Source organism: Streptomyces sp. SID13726 (assembly GCF_010548375.1).
Taxonomy (GTDB): domain Bacteria; phylum Actinomycetota; class Actinomycetes; order Streptomycetales; family Streptomycetaceae; genus Streptomyces.
Genome location: NZ_JAAGLY010000003.1, coordinates 264,948 through 281,919 on the forward strand (window position 1 = coordinate 264,948; position 16,972 = coordinate 281,919).

Below are 16,972 nucleotides of genomic sequence, written 5' to 3' on the forward strand. Positions count from 1 at the left end.
TCCTACGCTCGGCGCACCACAGGGTGCGGGCTCTGCTCGGGCCGGGTGGTCCCGGCCTGTTCCGCGAAGGGCAGCGACACGACCATCGTCAGGCCGCCGCCGGGTGTGTCCTCGGGGGCGAGGGTGCCGTTCATCGCCTCGGTCAGGCCGCGGGCCAGAGCGAGTCCCAGTCCAAGGCCGGTGGTGTTGTCGGTGTCGCCGAGGCGCTGGAACGGCTCGAAGAGGCGCTCCCGGCCGTCGGCGGGGAGCCCGGGGCCCCGGTCGACCACCCGCAGTTCCACCCGGCCCGCCAGGGCGCTGGCGGTGACCAGCACCTTCTGTCCGCGCGGGGTGTGCCGAGCCGCGTTGCCGACGAGGTTGGCGACCACCCGCTCCAGCAGCGGCGGGTCGGCGAGGACGGCGGGGATCTCCTCGATGTCGCGCGCTTCCGCCTCCGGAGTTTCGGCGAGCGCCATCGGGAGGACCTCCTCCAGGGTCGTGGCCCTCAGATGCAGAGTGAGGACGCCGGCCTCCAGGCGGCTGAGGTCGAGGAGGTTCTCCACCAGGCGGCTGAGCTTGGCCATGGACTCGTCGGCGGTGGCGAGGAGTTCGTCGTGGTCCTCCGGGCTGAACTCCACGTCCCGGCTGCGCAGCGAGGTCACGGCGGCCCAGCCCGCCGCGAGCGGGGTGCGCAGGTCGTGTCCGACGGCCCTCAGCAGCGCCGTACGCATCCGGTCCGCGGCCTTCACGGGCTCCACCTCGGCCGCCGCCTCGGCCAGCCTGGCCCGCTCCACGGCCGAGCCCACGTGCGCGGCGAACGCGGCGAGCACCCGCCGCTCGGAGGAGGAGAGCGTACGGCCGCGCAGCATCAGGTACGCGCCCGGGCCGGCGGGCACGGTGGTGGCTCCCCCGCCGTCGGGTGGTTCGTCGACCAGTTCCGCCGAGTCCATGCCGAAGGTCTCACGGGTGCGTTGCAGCAGGGCGGGAATGGTCGCGCCGCCCCGCACGATGCTGCCCGCGAGCGACGACATGGTCTCCGCCTCGGCGGTGGCGCGGGCCGAGCGCCGGGACAGGCGCAGGGAGCGGTCGACGACGGCGGCCACGGTGGCGGCGACCACCGCGAACACCCCCAGCGCGATCAGGGCGTTGGGGTCCTCCAGGGTGAACGCGCCGATGGGCGGGATGAACCAGTAGTTGAGCAGCAGGGACGCCGTCACCGACGCGATCACCGCCGAGGCGACCCCGCCTATGCAGGCCACGCCGACCACAGTCAGCAGGAACAGCAGGGCCTCGCTGGTCAGGTTGAGCGTGCCGCGCAGCTGGGCGAGGACGACCGTCAGCAGCACGGGCAGCACCAGTCCGGCCACCGGACCGGCGATCAGCCGGGCCCGGGACAGCGTGCGGCGCCGGGACGGCAGCAGGGTGCCGTGTCCGGCCCGCTCGTGGGTGACCCGGTGGACGTCGATGTCGCCGGAGAGCGCGGTCACGGTCTCCCCCGTGCCCCGCCCGGTCAGGAACCGCTCCAGACGGCCCCGCCGGCTGGTGCCGAGGACGAGCTGGGTGGCGTTCTCGGCGCGCGCGAAGTCGACCAGGGCGGCCGCGATGTGGTCGCCGACGATCGAGTGGTAGCTGCCGCCGAGGTCTTCGGCGAGCCGCCGCTGCCGGGCCAGCGAGGCGTGCGAGACACCGGCGGCGAGGCCGTCACTGCGTGCCACGTGCACGGCGAGCAGTTCTCCCCCGGCCGACCGGGCGGCGATCCGGGCGGCCCGCCGGATCAGCGTGTCCCCCTCGGGACCGCCGGTCAGTGCGACGACGACCCGCTCCCGGGTCTCCCACACCCCGCCGATGGAGTGCTCGGCGCGGTAGGTCTGGAGCGCCTCGTCGACCCGGTCGGCCGTCCACAACAGCGCCAACTGCCGCAGAGCGGTGAGGTTTCCGGTCCGGAAGTAGTTCGCGAGGGCCGCGTCGACCTTCTCGGGCGGGTAGACGTTGCCGTGCGCCATCCGCCGCCGCAGCCCCTCGGGCGGCATGTCCACGAGCTCGATCTGGGTGGCCCGGCGTACGACGTCGTCGGGCACCGTCTCGTGCTGCGGCACCCCTGTAATCTTCTCGACCACGTCGTTCAGGGACTCCAGGTGCTGGATGTTCAGCGCGGTGACGACGTCGACGCCCGCGGCGAGCAGCACCTCGATGTCCTGCCAGCGCTTGGCGTTGCGGCCGCCGCCGGGGACGTTGCTGTGCGCGAACTCGTCGACGATGACGACCTGCGGGCGGCGGGCCAGCACCGCGGCCAGGTCCATCTCCTCGTACCGCCCGCCGCGGTGGTCGCAGCGGGCCCGGGGGACGACCTCGAGACCGTCCAGCATGGCCTCGGTCCGCGGCCGTCCGTGGCACTCGGCGAAGCCGACCACCACGTCCGCCCCACGAGCGGCCCGGCGCCGCCCCTCGTCGAGCATCCGGTAGGTCTTGCCCACCCCCGGGGCCGCCCCGAGGTAGACCTTCAGTCGTCCGGGCCGTACGTCACCACTCATCGCCGCCGACGCGCTCCGCTCACTGGACCGGCTCCCGCAGAAGGCGGGCCGCCTCTCCCAACCGAAGCGCCTCCGAGCGGCGACGGGACCACTCGTTAGCGCTTCCTTGGCGCCCGGTCCGAGGACCTTGACACTGTCTTGACAGGGCGGCGGGGGTGTTCAAGCCGTGCTGGCCGGGTTGCCGTGAGGCGTGGCGACCGGCTCAGCCCCACCCATGCAGTCCTCCGACTCTGCGCCCTGCCGTTGCTCAGCATGCCGACGGCCCCGAAAGCCGGTGCGCGCCGACAGCCGTACGGCGGTACGACGACGTCTTGCCCCACCTGTTCCTGCGCGGCGCCTACGCCCACCGCCCAGCACTCGTCCCGCGCTCTCGCCGCCCCTCAGCACAACCCCGACGACACAGAACCCGGGCCGCCAATGAAGCCCGAGCTCTGTGCGAAGAGATTGTCAGGTCGTGGGACCGGACGACAGTGCTCGGGCCTTGGCCGCCCAGTCCCCCATCCTCGTGATGGCGGACGTCAGTTGCCGTACCGCGGCGGAGATCTCCTTCACCGGCTTGCGGAGGTGCCTGCTCACCCGGAGCATGCCGACCGCCGAGGTACCGAAGGAGCCGATCTGCCCCAGACTTTCCTGCGCGGTCTCCTCCAGGGACATCAACTGCTCCAGGAATTCCTCCGTTCCCTCACCGCGGTCGTCGGGCGGCGTCATCTCGATGAGCCCCAGCGCGGCCCGGACCCCGCTGTCCAGCGTCGCCATCCGCTCCGCGAACGCGGTCGAGATGGCGTTCAGTTCGCCAGCCGGTGCGCTGATCGTCTCCGCGTAGCGGGCGACGGCGGCAAGCCGCGCACTCACGGGCGCGTTCGCCTGGGCCAGATCGAGCATCTCGGTACTGGACTGCTCGGTCCGTGCTCCGATCGTCTCGACCGTCTTGGTGAGCGCTTCCATGTCCGCGGCCATCTCGTCCAGCCCGTCCTCGATGACGGCGAAGTCGTCGAGCAGACCGGGCGAGTCCTCGTCCTCTCCCTCCCCGCTCTTGCCGACCGCAGGAGCGGAATCCCCTCCGTCACCGTTCTGGAGTCCGCGCAACACCCTCGCCGGTGTGAGGAGTTCGAAGCCGTCCCGGAGCCCGGCCTCCAGGGCGCTCTCGATCTCCATGCGCGCTCCGGTCAGATCACTGCGGGTCCGCCCGTAGCGGATCGTCCTGATCGACGCGATGTCGAAGGGCAGCTGTCCTTGCTCTCCGATGTGGATCGTCGGCTTGCCCGTGATGTGCCGCAGCCCCAGCTCGTACATCACGTTGGGGTTGCCGCCGCTGACGTCCGCGACCACGAGGTCGGACTCGACGACGTATCGGCAGATCTGCTCATTGATGTCACCGGCGTGTGCGATGCCGTCCGCACGCAGGGCGCTGATGCCGTACTTCTCGCAGGCGGGGACGATCACCTGCTCGAAGATGCGCAGGTGGTGCTCGTACGCGACGCGCTCGGCGCTGCCGTGTGCGGCGTGCGAGTTGCCGATCGGGCCCACGGCGAAGCACCTGAGGGGCTGGTCGGGCTCCGGACGGAGCGTCTGTGACGTGATCATGCGGGAACCTCCGATGCGCGAACGTGGGCGTCGTGGGACTGGGCTGCGGACTCCTCGTCGTCCTCCAGCGGGACGGCGTACACCGGGCGTTCCTCGATTCCGAGGGTGCGCAGCAGATAGGCGGTGGGGATGCGGTAGCGTCCGCCGACCCGCAGCACGGGGCAGGGGAAAGTTCCGAGGCGGATCAGCTTGTAGGCCGTCGCGGGGCAGATACCGAACGCCCGGGCGGCTGTGCGCAGGTCGACGATCAGGGGCAGGTCGAGTGCCTCCGCGAAACCGAGCGGCGGGCCGGACCGCGCGCTCACCGGTGGGCTCCCGCAGGACGCAGGACCAGCGTGCCGATGAGGTCGGCCTCCTCATGGCGGCGGGCACGGAACACCAGGTCGGGTAGGCGGCTGCTGGTCCGAGGGCCGTCTTGCCCGCGATGCGGCTCGGCGAAGCGGATCGTGGCGTAGAGGCCCTCACGGCGGGGCGGTGGCGTGATGTGCAGTTGCCACCCCTCGGGAGGGTCGGGCGGTTCATCCGGCGCAACGGTGGAATTGCGGGCCTCGGCGAGGGCGAGGATGTCGACGACCGGGATCTCCCGCGTGACCCTCTTCGCGTAGGCCCACATCCGGTTCACCGCTTCCTTGGTCAGGCAGCCGCCTGCGTCCGGGTTGTCCGGATCCACCGTGTCGAGGGTGGCCAGCACCGCCAGGACGGCCTCCGCCTCCAGATCAGCCTGGTCGAGGCGCCGCCAGCGGCGCAGAATTCGGTGCAGGTTGCGGTACAGCCCGGGGAGGACCAGCCAGACGACGAGCAGTCGTCCGGCGCCGTCGCCGTCCCGCGGCTCCCTCAGGGCCTTGGTGACGGCCTGCCGCCAGACCGCGGAGCCCAGTACCGCGTCGCGTCGGGGGCCATAGAGCGCGCCCCTGCTCTCTTCCAGGGACAGCGAAAGCGCACGGGAGCCGACGTCCACCGTGAGGCACGGCCGTATGGTGTCGGGTGATCCGAGAACGTGCCGGTCGATCCGGGCGAAGACCCTCCCAGGTCCGGTCGCAGTCACGCCTCCTCCTTTCCGGCCTCGTCGGGCCGCAGGTACGTCATGGCGGCAGCGGTTCGGCCGCAGGCATGTGCGAGCTCGGTCAGGGCCCTTTCCACGGCCTCGTGCCATGTCCTGCGGGCCGGCTGCGGCGCGGAGTTGCGGTATCCGAACCGTGTGGCGGGCGCGTGGAAGTGAACGCCGCCGTACACGGCGTGACCGACGTTCACGCCGTAGTCCGCCCACTGGCCGTCGCTCCGCTCACGCCAGGGCGGGGCATCCGAGAGCGCCTTCACCCTGCGGGCCAGGGGCCGGCCGCTGGAGGCGGCACGGGAAGACCGACGGTGAGGCCACCGACGACGTCCCGGCCGACAGCAGCCCCCTGATGGACGCGCTGGGAGAGGGTCGTCCGGCTCGGTGCATCGGCGTCCACCGAGGGCTTCGGCGCCTCTGCCACGGCCGACCGCACCTCGTCCGGCGCGTGACCCGGCACGCGGATCCAGCCGTAGCCACCGAACTCCTTCACTCGCACGTGGACGCGGACGTACTGCCCGGCGTCGAGATCCGGCCGCCCGGACCGTACGACGTCCTGGTAGAGCCGGTCCGACACGATGACCGCGAGATCCGCCGCGGTGAGGGTGGCGAGTACGGATCGGAGCTGGGGTGTGTTGATGTAACGGGCCACGGCGACCGGGGCCGGTCCTGCATGGCCGAGGGCGGCGTCGGCGACCACGCCGGTGTCCATGGCCAGCCGCAGCCGGATCCGCTGGGCGGCCGGGAGGGTGTTGCGGTCTCCGAGGCGGACCGCGAGATGGTGGACGAAGGGGCCCAGCACTGCGTCCTCCGGCGTGGCCTCGGGGAGAACGGCGAACTCCAGGTCGCCCTGCGGCTGACGCGTCCACGCCGTCCGGTCCAGCCCGGACAGCGCAGCCGCCTCGTCCAGCATCCGGACCAGCTCCGACTGGACGGCCGACTGTGTCCGGGTGTCGAGCCGGCTGTACTGCTCCACGTCCGCGGCAAGACACAGCCGACGGTGTGTCGGACCGTCCGGCGGGAGGGAATGAGAGAGAGCGTTCACGACAACTTGCCACCTTCCACATGGGGTTGGATGCGGTGCACGCCAACTGTGGAAGGAAGGGGCGGGAGCGACCAAGAATGCCGCATTAGTGCGGCATTCTTGACATGGCTTCAGGAGATCGGCGCACCCAGCAGCGCGGCCTTGTGCAAACCGGCCAGATCCCGTACATGGGTCAGCCGACAGTCGGTACTGATGATGCCCTTGTCCCGCAACTGCCCAAGCGCTTTGTGCACGCTGCGCGTTCTGGCGCCGGCGAGAGCGGCGAACTCGAGCTGGGACAGGCCCACGTCGATGCGCAGCGAGTTCCGATCAGGCCGCCCGTACGTGGTGGCCAGTTCGACGAGGACACGCGCCAGCCGAACCGGGACCGGATATCCGCCGAGTTCAAGCCGGAGGCGGTCGGAGCGACGCAACCGACCGCACACCATCTGGATGAGCGACAGTGAAATCTCCGGATGGGCCAGAAGGAAGGCTTCCAGCTCGGATCTCGGCACGACAGCGGCGACCACCTCTGTGCAGGCGGTGACCGTAGCCGATCGTGGTCCGACCCCCATGGCCGCCCCCTCACCCACGACGTCCCCTCCGATCCAGATGTCCATGAGCGACATGCGGTCACGGTCCAGCCGGACGGTCACCTTCACGAAACCCTCGTGGAGAACCACCAGGTCCTGAGTGTGGTCGCCCTCATGGATCAATACGTCTCCCCCGGCGTAGTGACGTCGGCTGCCGAGTTGTTCGAAGGCCGTGCGCGCTTCGGGCGGCAATGTGTCGAGGAATGCCATGCGGCCGTTGAGATTCGAACCCTGCGTCATCCTCACAGGACAGCACTCGCTCACCGACGTGGCGAACGTTTCGGCCCGGCCCACGGGGGCGCCGGACGCACGCCGGGGCGCGCGGCAGCGCACAACCGGAGCACCCGGCATAGGCAGATCCGGGCAGGTTCAGTCCTGTTCAGCTTCTGTCGGAGTTGGTGATCGCACCAGCCACGCCGTAAGAGCCGAGGAGCAGCAGTTGGTCCAGCAGATCGAGGATCTCTGACCGACGCGCGGGTGAAGGTGCCTGGACATACGCACGGACCAGCAGCCGGCCGATATGGCGGGCGTCCCCCGCCGCACCGCGGGCGAGGTCCCCCGAAGCGGCTCCGTACACCACGACAAAGCGCCGTACACAGGTGAGAACCAGTTCGTCGACGCGGTCAGGGGCACGTTCGAGCGTGATCAGCAACTGAGACACAGCCATCCCGAAAGCACGGGAGTCGATCAGCGCGATGAGTGTCCGCCGGTAGGGCCTGAGCCGTTGGCCACGCAGCGCGGAGACCACCCCGACGGCGGCTTCCCGCACCTCCTCGGCGGGATCGTGGAAGAACCGGACGAGTGCGTGATGGGCGAGCTTCGCGTCACCGGTGTTCAGGAGGCGTTGGGCACACACGTCAGCGGCCCCCTGCCGCTGCGGGGTGTCGTTCCCGGTGAGCACCTTGGCCAACAGATCGGGGGCCTCCCACTCCATCGCGGCCAGCGCTGCGATCTGGCCACCGACCCGGCGTACCGGCCCTACCGGGGAGTGCAGCATGCGTTCTGTCATCGGTCCGGCCGAGGCGGGGTCTCCGTGCATCAGGGCAATGGTCAGGCGACGGACGTACGGAGACGCCAGCAAGGGGTCGGGGGCCCGTACGAGCACCTCGAAGGCATCGGCCGCGGCAGCCCGGTCGTGACGGATCGAAGCGCCCAGCGTGTGAGCCACGCATGCCCGGACGTCGAGGGACGGATCAGCCGCCAGTCGGCGCAGGTGAGGGACGATCAGGGCAGCGCGGGACCCGTCGGTGTCGTGCAAGAGCAGATCCCCGAGGCTCTCAGCGACGCTGCCCCGTACGGTGTTGATCCCGGCAGTGAGCAGATCACGTGTCACTCCGTTCCCATCCACGCTGAAGGGATTGTCGGCACCGTTCGGACGTCCCGAGTCGAGAGCCCGGCTCAGGAGCGCCTCCACCAAGTCGAGCGGCACGTGGTCCAGGTACCTGTCGAGTGCGTGCCCCAGCCAACGATCTTGTTCCGGTCTGCCCCTGCCTGCGAAATGGCGCACCGCCGCGAAGACGGTTTCCGGGTCGCGGTACGGCTCTGCGTCTCCCAGCCCGAGGAGCAACGAGGCACCGTAGGCCGGGTGTGTCCCGGCGTCGATCCGCAGCGCGAGTCCGGCGAACCTGCCGGGGTCCGCCAGCGTCAGCCTCCGCAGCACGTTGGCCAGCTCACGCGCCCCGCCGGTGTTGGTCATCCAGTCGGTCCGGTCCCGGCTGTGCTTCCGTATGGCCCCCAACCACTGGTCGTCAGTCATCTGCTGGGCGGCTTCCAACGGGATGGGCGACCCGACGAACCCGCCTGTTGCGCCCTCAGGTTCGTCCGGCTCCCGTGTGTCGCCGTGCAGCCTGCGCAGTTCTCCGAGTCGGCGCGTCGCCCGCGCGGAGAGCCGCTCTTCGGGAAGCGCCGTCAGCAGAGTGAACTCGTGCCAGGGCGACAGGTTTTCCTCCGGCGGAAGGCGCAGGTGGAGCAAGAACTGCTCCAGCCGCCCAAAGGTGTTCTCGGGCAGGACATCGCCGATGGCACAGAGGACCTCCCGGGCGCCCCACACCGCATTGGCGGCGTAGCCGGACAACAGCCGGTGTCTTCCTTGGAGAAGGATCTCGGCGGACCACGGGGCAAGGTTCGCTCCCGCCGCGGCCAGTGCCTGATAGAGCAGCCACTGCGCCGACTCGTACGGCTCGCTCGCCAGTTGTTCCACCAGTCCACGCGCTCGCTCGGCGTCCCGGCCGGCCGTGCTTCGCAGAGCTTCGGCCGTGCCCTGGAACAGAGCGTGGCCCAGGTCACCATGGTCGTCACCTGGATGGCGATGCGAGAAGTGCCGATCACGGGCGGGGCACCCCGCACGTACCGGGTAGACGGTCAGCTTCATCACGGTCAGGAGGATCGGCAACATCCGGACGCAGAACTCCTCCGGCGCACCGACAACGGCGGCGGAAACCATCCGAAGGGCTTCGCCGTCCCGAATCCGGAGTACCTCCACCCTGCCTTCGTCGTCGAGCCGGAGTGCGTCGCGGCGTTCCGCCAGCAGTGCACTCAGCAACTCGACCGCCCATAGGGGTTCTTCGGCCGCCAGATCACCCGCGGCGTCCCAGAGGGCGTGTTCTGCTCCGGTGAAGAGGCCCGCCCGCACCCCGTCGAGCAGGAGGTCGAAGAGCGTTCGGCTGCCGGCGAGGTGCGCGTGGGGGACGATCCGGATCAGCCAGGCGCCGTATCTGGAGTCCGCGGCGTACGGTCCCAGGAGGCGAGCCACCCTATCGGGCAAGGTACTGGCGACCGCCGTCAACAGCCTTGCCGCCCGGTCCTGTTCCCTCGTGTCGGCACTGTCGAGCCAGCTCTCGAGGACCCCTTCGTCGTCCGCACGACAGAACCAGGCAGGCGTACCGAGCATGTCGACAAGGCGCTCCTGAAACGTTGGCCGCAGATTCAGTACGCGGGCAACGGCATCCCACTCGGCGGTGGTGGGAGCGTCCAGACCGCGCAACACGTCCTGGGTCAGATGCTTGAGGTGGTAGCGAATGTCCGGACTGGTCAGCAGTGCCTCGACCTCTTCGGCGAACCGCTCCGGGTCGAGATCCCGCAGGTGATCGAGCACCTGTCGAAGCTGCGCGCGGCGGAACAACTCCTGCTCCCCGCCGGTGAGGAACGCAACCAGGCTCTCCTCGCGCCTGAGCCAATCGCGGGCGAACGCGTAGTCGAAGAAGCTCTCGTGGAAGAAGGCCAGTTGATGGCCGTCACACACAAAGACCTGTTCCGACTCCAGCACCTTCCGGGTCACCACGAGGTCGTCCGTGTCGAGCACGCTCTGCGGCACGGACAGCCTCTGGCGCGCGCTCATGGCGGCGACGACGGCCGAGACCGCGTCGTGGAACCGCACGGACGGGCGTCGCGCGCACTCCTCCTGTCTGGTGTCCCAGAAGGCGTCGAAAAGCTGCCGGGTGGTGTGGAGCAGGAGGGCTTCCCCCCTGTCCGCGACCTGCGTGAGGAGGACGAGATGAAGCGGTGAACGCAGCAATGCCCGTTGTGGCGGGGTCAGCCGAGAGGCGTCCAGGCCCATGGGGGTGACGGCGGTCTCGACCTGTGCGTCGGAGAGCTCACCGACCGCGACGCGTGTGCAGCGTTCCGGCGCGGTGAGTCTGCGGATGTGGGTGTCGGCTTCGGCGTCGAACGCTCGGCAGGCCAGGACCACGCACATGGCCGGATGGGCCGCGGCTTCGTCCACGAGATCGGCCACCGCGTCGAAGGTCTCCGGGATACGTCCCGATGCCATGCTGACGGCGTCGAGCTGGTCCACGACGAGGACACACGGCCGCCCGTTGGCCATCGCACCGAGAGCGCCGACCGGGGATATGGGCAGGCCGACACGCTGTCCCAGTTGGTGGGTCGAGCGGAAGGGCTCCAGGCGGTCGAGTCGGAAAGCCAGAACCGGAGTGTCCGACTCGTCGAGGGCGGTGAAGGTCTGGTGCAGCACCGCGCTCTTCCCGCTGCCCGCGGCTCCGGTCAGCAGGACGAGCCGTCGGGCCCCGTTCCTCGCCTCCGTCACGAGGCGGACGGCTTCCTCCCGGGGGATGGTGGGCCGCAGCAGCGTACGTTCAACGCTCGCGGCCCATCGGTGCGTCACCGTTCGCGCAGCGTCGGACACGACGACGGCGTCGGCTCGCGCGACGATCCGCAGCTCATACGGCGCCATCCGGGCGATGAGCGCCGCGGCATCGAGGGTGGTGCCAAGGTTGTCGAGCAGGACTTGACCGAGGGCGAGCGCCGCCAGGCGGCCCGGTGCCCCGGCCAGGACTTGTTCGGCCAGGACGGCGTTGATGCGCACGAGATCCCGTTCATCGTGCCATTCGAACCAGGACCCTCTCAGCATCCTCCAGGCCGTGGCGGTCGAACCGAAGTTGGGACCTGCGGCGAGGGCGTTGAAGGGGCCTCGGAGATCGTCCGTCAACCAATCGGTCTCGAAAGAAGCGAGATCATCCGACCGACGGGCACGATCGGCGAGCTCGGCAAGCTCACGGGCGGGGAGCAGGGAAACGAAGTGGAATTCACGACCCGCCTCGACGTGCGAACGCAGGCTCTCCCACACTCCCTTGTCGCGGAGGGAGGACACATTCCAGCTGTTCGCGTTGCGGTTCTGCCGTTTGACCTGATGAGTCTCCGTCCCGTGGGCATGCTGGTAGACGAACTCGACCCCGTCGCCCAGTGGCCCAACCGGTTCGACGCAGAGGGACGTGCCTGAGCCCAGCAGTACGTACAGGGCGTGCCTGATCGTCCAGGCTCCCTCGTAACGGTTGCCGAACTTGTCCGCCTCGCCACCCGACCGTGGTGCCACCGGCGCCCCCCTGCCCTTCGGCCGAGGGTAACGTCCCGGCTCAGCCCCAGGCAGTCACCGGCACAAAAGAGCTGTCCTGCCGGAACAGATCCGTCCCGTTCGTCCGTTCCACCCGCAGCTGGTAGTTGTAGTGGCGCAGGAAGTACCCCGGGTAGTTGTACGACTCCCAGCGGATCGAGCCCGACGAGGAACCCGTGCGGGCGATGAACGTCGCGTCCTTGGCGAAGGTCGAGCTGCCGTCGTTGGTGTCGAAGCGGGCGCGGAAGTCCCAGTGGCGGAGGTAGTTGCCGGAGGAGTCGCGGAAGGAGTAGCCGTTCGAGTCGGCAAGGCCGGCGACGACGGTGAAGGTGGAGGCCGTCTTCTCGGCGGATGTGCTGGAGCCGGTGACCACCGGGAGGTTGAGGAGCGAGGACTGTGTCTGCCAGTAGCGGGTGGAGTAGTTGGCGGACTGGAAGGAGCGGGTGACGTTCTTCGCGAGGGAAGGGCCTCCGGAGACCGTCTCCTTGATGACCGTGAAGTGGCGCGCGGTGCCGGAGACCACGGGCAGCGCGGTCGGCGTCGACCAGGTCGCGAAGGTGTCGTAGCTGTCGCTGTAGTAGTAGGTGCCGTCGCCGTAGCCGTCGAAGAAGATCCGCCAGCCGCCGTTGTCGAGCTGGATCACGGACGGGCCCTCGCGGTAGCTGCCCCAGCCCGCCCAGTCGCCCGTTCTGGAGATCGTGTAGGGCCCGCCCAGGGCGGACGCCGTCGCGTATTCGATGTACTTGGTCGTCTCGTTCTTCGTGAAGGCGTGGTAGGTCGAGCCGTTCCTCACGATGTACGTGTCAATGTGGTTCGAGCCGATGCCGGACAGCGCCACCGGTGAACTCCAGGCCGTCAGTGCGGAGTTCGTCGCCCGCAGCCGGTACGGCGTGAAGATCCACTCGTCGCTGGTGAGCGAGCAGGACACGATCACGTTCACGCTGCCGTCGCTGTCGACGAACCACTCCGGCGCCCACGCGCGGGACAGATTGGTGATCGGGACCGTGTAGTCGTACAGGAAAGTCCAGTTGGCCCGGTCGGAACTGCGTGCGAAGCCGATGGTGGTGCTGACGTCCTGCCAGGTGTGGGTGGTGTAGGTGACGTAGTAGTAGCCGTCGGTGTGCTTGAGGACGCTCGCGTCGCGGATCCTGTTGCCGGGCGGTGTGTAGGCGGAGGACTTCAGGAGCCGGAAGTCCGTGGCGTCGTCGGACTGGTAGACGTTGACCGTGCCGTCGTTGCTGTTGAGGAACGGCACGATCGTGTACCGGGTGGCCGAGCCGCTGGGCGGGGCGGCGGCGAGGGCTGTACCGGCGAGACCGGGCAGTTCGCCGAGCAGGACGGCCGAGGCCGGCAGCGCGGCCAGGGCGCGGAGCAGGGTGCGGCGGGACGGCTGGGGGGATCGTGTGGTCACGGGCGGCTCTCCCTCGGACAAGAACGCGGCTCGAACGTCCGGCATACCGAACGGAGTTCGGAAAGTCGGTCAGACCGTAAGGGGGTGACCGGAACGCGTCAATCCCCTTGCATGCACAGCCTGTTCCGGCGAAGCGCTTTCCGACGTTACCGTTCGGTAGACGGCGTCGGTCCGGAGCCCTGAGGAGTCCCCGCATGACGTACGAGCGTTCCGCCGGGCTGGTGGCGACCGCCCGAGCACTGGCCGACGGCGAGATCACCTCCCTGGCCCTCGTCGAGCAGACACTGGCACGGATCGCGGCGACCCAGGGTTCGCTCAACGCCTTTCGGGTCGTACGGACCGAGTCCGCGCTCGCCGAGGCGGTGGCCGCGGACGCCCAACTGGCCGCCGGGGCACGGCAACCGCTGCTCGGCGTGCCCGTCGCCGTCAAGGACGACATGGACGTGGCGGGCGAGCCCACCGCGTTCGGCTGCGAGGGCGAGTTCCCCGCGGTCGCCAGGGACGGTGAGGCGGTACGGCGGCTGCGGGCGGCCGGGGCCGTGATCGTCGGCAAGACCAACACCTGCGAGTTCGGGCAGTGGCCGTTCACCGAGGGGCCCGCCTTCGGGGCGACCCGCAATCCGTGGAACCCGCGGCACACACCCGGCGGTTCGTCCGGCGGGTCCGCCGCCGCCGTGGCCGCAGGACTCGTGCCCGCCGCGCTCGGCTCGGACGGGGCCGGTTCGGTGCGCATCCCCGCCTCCTGGACCCACCTGGTCGGCATCAAGCCGCAGCGCGGCCGCATCTCCACCTGGCCACGCGGCGAGTCCTTCCAGGGCATCACCGTCAACGGCACCCTCGCCCGCACGGTCGCCGACGCGGCCCTGCTCCTCGACGCCGCGAGCGGCAACCACGACCTGGACCCGCACCGACCGCCCGCCGTCGACGCCTCGGCCGCGGTTCGCCGCGACCCCGGACGGCTGCGCATTGCCCTCGCCCTGAAGCCGCCGTTCACCGCACTGCCCGCGCGGCTCCAGCCGGAGGTCCGGGCGCGGATCGTCGAACTCGCCGAGAAACTGAGCGAGTTGGGGCACACGGTCGAGGAGGCCGATCCGCCGTACGGGCAGATCGGACTCACCTTCATCCCGCGCGCCACCGTGGGTCTCGCCGAGCGGGTCCGCGAGGCGCCCTTCCCGGCACTGCTCGACCGTCGCACCCGGGACGCGGCCCGGCGCGGCGGCCTTCTCGGCGGGGTCCCGCTCAGGGCGGCGCGGCGCGCGGAGGCGGTCCTGCACCGCCGTATCGGCGGGTTCTTCTCGTCGTACGACGTCGTCCTCGCCCCCACCACGGCCGCTCCCCCGCCGCGCGTCGGCGCCATGCTGGAGCTGGGCGGGCTGGCCACCGACCGGGCGATGATCGCGGCCTGTCCCTACGCGTGGCCGTGGAACGTGCTCGGGTGGCCCGGGGTCAACGTGCCCGCCGGGTTCGTCGGCGAAGGGCTGCCCGTGGGGGCGCAGTTGCTCGGTCCGGCGAACAGCGAACCGCTGCTCCTCTCGCTGGCGGGGCAGTTGGAGGCGGAGCTGCGCTGGCACGAGGTGTGGCCGGAGCCCCGGGTCACCGCGGATTCACCGGCCGGGTAGCCCGTTTCGCTGGCCGAGTCGCGTCCCACGCTCGGCGCGCCGTCCACCTGCTACTCCCCGGGGAGTAATCCGCTCCCGCTGCCGCCCCCGGCAGTAAGCGTCACCTCGCCCTCCCGCCCGACGAAAGCCGTGGTTCTCAGCGGAAGTCTGGGGACCGAAGCAGACGTCATCCGGAGGGAGATCGGTCAATGAGGGCCGGAGAGAAGACCGCTACGACGAGGCCGGGGCGCGGGCGAGCCGTTCCATGGGCGGTGCTCGGGCTGTGGATCGCCGTGATCGCGCTCGTCGGGCCGTTCGCCGCGAAGCTCGGCAGCGTGCAGCACGACAAGGTCACCGACTACCTGCCGGCGAGCGCGGACTCGACGCAAGTGGCGAAGATCGAGGAGAAGTTGCCCGGGGGCGAGACCACCGAGATGGTGCTCGTCTACCACCGGGACGGCGGGCTCAGCGCCGCCGACCGGGAGACCGCGGCCGGGCAGGTCGCGGAGATCACCCGGCAGCACGAGCTGATCGACGGTGCTCCCGAGGGGATTCCGTCCAAGGACGGCACCACCCTGATCTACCCGATCGCCAGCAACGAGCCCGGGGCGGACGAGGAGAAGCAGGACAAGCTCGTCACCGACGTCCGCGAAGTCGCCCAGGACGAAGGCGGGTTGAGCGTCGATGTGGGCGGCACCGGCGGGCTGGACACCGACTCCGGCGCGGTCTACGACTCGCTCGGCGGACCGCTGCTCTACACCACCGTCGCCGTCGTCGCCATACTGCTGATCCTGATCTACCGCAGCCCCGTGCTGTGGCTCGTGCCCCTCGTCGTCGCCGGGATCGCCGACTTCATGTCGATGGGTGTCTCCTACGGCCTCAACCAGGCCTTCGGCACCCCCGTCTCGGGGCAGAGCGCGGGCGTGATGACGATCCTCGTGTTCGGGGCGGGCACGGACTACGCGCTGCTGCTCGTCTCGCGTTACCGGGAGGAACTGCGGCGCATCGAGCGCCCGTACGAGGCCATGATCGCCGCCCTGCGCGGCTGCGGGCCCGCAGTGCTCGCCTCCTCCGGCACCGTCGCCGCCGGACTGCTGTGTCTGCTCGCCGCCGACCTCAACAGCAGCAAGGGCATGGGCCCGCTCGGCGCCGTCGGTGTGATGTGCGCGCTGATCGCGATGCTGACCCTGCTCCCCGCGATCCTCGTACTGGCCGGACGGCGGGTGTTCTGGCCGCTCGTGCCCGCCTTCGGGAGCACGCTCAAGAAGCGGCGCAGCCTGTTCTCGGCGATGGGCAGCTCTGCCGGACGCAGGCCGCTGACCGTGCTCGCGAGCGGTGCCGTACTGCTCGGCGCCCTGGCGCTGGGCTCGTTCAACCTGCCGGGAGCGCTCAAGCAGGAGGACTCCTTCGTCAAGAAGCCGGAGTCCGTCGTCGCGATGGAGACCGCCGCCAAGGCCTTTCCCGGGCAGGGCAGCCAGCCCATCGACGTGATCACCCCGCAGGAGCGCGCCGACGAGACCCTCGCGACTGTCCGCGGCATCCCGGGCGTCGGCAGCGTGGAGAAGGGCCGTACGGGAGACGGCTGGACCGAGATCTCCGTCTTCGCGAAGAGCGCACCCCAGTCGGCGGGCGAGACCGCCACCATCAAGACCCTGCGGAAGGAACTGAAGGGCTCCTACGTCGGCGGGGACAGCGCCCAGCAGATCGACCTGGAGGTCACCAACGCCCGGGACACGAAGATCATCGTGCCGCTCGTCCTCGTCTCCGTGCTGCTCATCCTGATCGTGCTGCTGCGGAGTCTGGTCGCACCACTGCTGCTGGTGGTCGCGGTCGTCGCGGTGTGGGGCGCCTCCCTGGGGATCGGCGGACTGGTCTTCGAACCGCTCCTCGGCCTCAAGGGCACCGATCCGGGGCTCGGACTGCTGTCCTTCGTGTTCCTGGTCGCCCTGGGCGTCGACTACGGCATCTTCCTCATGCACCGGATGAGGGAGGAGTCCCTGGCGGGAGCGGAACCGGCCACGGCTGCCCTCACCGCGCTGCGTACCACCGGCGGCGTCATCGCCTCCGCCGGACTCGTCCTCGCCGCGACCTTCGCCGTGCTGACGAACATGGGCCTGGTGCAACTGGTCCAGCTCGGCTTCGTGATCGCCGTCGGCGTCCTGCTCGACACCTTCCTCGTACGGACGTACCTGGTGACCAGCGCCAGCGTCGCCCTGGGCCGGAAGGTGTGGTGGCCTGGCGTGCTCTCACGGGAGCCCGGACCGGCCGAACCGACCGAGCCGCCACGGCAGCCGGAGACCGTCGGCGCACGCTGAGCACGTTGATCGAACGCCTCGATCCAGCACTTTGATC

11 protein-coding genes are annotated in these 16,972 nt (G+C 70.0%); 2 read left to right on the forward strand and 9 right to left on the reverse strand.

Translation table 11 applies throughout. From position 1 onward, the window contains the following. Nucleotides 1–2 precede the first annotated feature (2 nt). The 9 genes from G3I78_RS08555 to G3I78_RS08595 form a co-directional block, all read right to left on the reverse strand. Complete coding sequence (locus tag G3I78_RS08555; protein ID WP_164422221.1) at nucleotides 3–2,510, reverse strand: ATP-binding protein; 2,508 nt, start codon at nucleotides 2,508–2,510, stop codon at nucleotides 3–5. A 447-nt stretch (nucleotides 2,511–2,957) separates the two neighbouring features. Continuing rightward, nucleotides 2,958–4,094 carry a hypothetical protein gene (locus G3I78_RS08560; RefSeq protein ID WP_164422222.1) on the reverse strand — a complete coding sequence of 379 codons (1,137 nt, stop codon included), beginning with the start codon at nucleotides 4,092–4,094 and terminating at the stop codon, nucleotides 2,958–2,960. Next, complete coding sequence (locus tag G3I78_RS08565; RefSeq protein WP_164422223.1) at nucleotides 4,091–4,399, reverse strand: helix-turn-helix domain-containing protein; 309 nt, start codon at nucleotides 4,397–4,399, stop codon at nucleotides 4,091–4,093. Before G3I78_RS08565 ends, G3I78_RS08560 begins: the two co-directional genes overlap by 4 nt. Continuing rightward, a complete protein-coding gene (locus G3I78_RS08570) occupies nucleotides 4,396–5,139 on the reverse strand; it encodes a hypothetical protein (RefSeq protein ID WP_164422224.1) in 744 nt (247 codons plus the stop codon). The genes G3I78_RS08565 and G3I78_RS08570 overlap by 4 nt, the downstream gene beginning before the upstream one ends. Further along, nucleotides 5,136–5,345, reverse strand: a complete 210-nt coding sequence (locus G3I78_RS08575) for a hypothetical protein (RefSeq protein ID WP_203614703.1) — start codon at nucleotides 5,343–5,345, stop codon at nucleotides 5,136–5,138. The genes G3I78_RS08570 and G3I78_RS08575 overlap by 4 nt, the downstream gene beginning before the upstream one ends. A 62-nt stretch (nucleotides 5,346–5,407) precedes the next feature. Then, a complete protein-coding gene (locus G3I78_RS08580) occupies nucleotides 5,408–6,124 on the reverse strand; it encodes a hypothetical protein (protein WP_343243687.1) in 717 nt (238 codons plus the stop codon). A gap of 179 nt (nucleotides 6,125–6,303) precedes the next feature. After that, nucleotides 6,304–7,005, reverse strand: a complete 702-nt coding sequence (locus G3I78_RS08585; RefSeq protein WP_164422227.1) for a Crp/Fnr family transcriptional regulator — start codon at nucleotides 7,003–7,005, stop codon at nucleotides 6,304–6,306. 139 nt (nucleotides 7,006–7,144) lie between these two features. Continuing rightward, entirely contained in the window at nucleotides 7,145–11,593 is a 4,449-nt protein-coding gene (locus G3I78_RS08590) for a hypothetical protein (RefSeq protein WP_164422228.1), read from the reverse strand. Between the two features lie 40 nt (nucleotides 11,594–11,633). Beyond that, complete coding sequence (locus G3I78_RS08595; RefSeq protein WP_164422229.1) at nucleotides 11,634–13,022, reverse strand: AbfB domain-containing protein; 1,389 nt, start codon at nucleotides 13,020–13,022, stop codon at nucleotides 11,634–11,636. A 194-nt stretch (nucleotides 13,023–13,216) separates the two neighbouring features. Here G3I78_RS08595 and G3I78_RS08600 point away from each other — a divergent pair, with 194 nt between their 5' ends. Together G3I78_RS08600 and G3I78_RS08605 are read left to right on the forward strand one after the other, a co-directional pair. Beyond that, a complete protein-coding gene (locus G3I78_RS08600) occupies nucleotides 13,217–14,641 on the forward strand; it encodes an amidase (RefSeq protein WP_164422230.1) in 1,425 nt (474 codons plus the stop codon). Between the two features lie 188 nt (nucleotides 14,642–14,829). Beyond that, the gene (locus tag G3I78_RS08605) at nucleotides 14,830–16,935 is read left to right on the forward strand and encodes an MMPL family transporter (protein ID WP_164422231.1); all 2,106 of its coding nucleotides are present in this window, start codon (nucleotides 14,830–14,832) and stop codon (nucleotides 16,933–16,935) included. The last annotated feature ends 37 nt before the right edge of the window (nucleotides 16,936–16,972 follow it).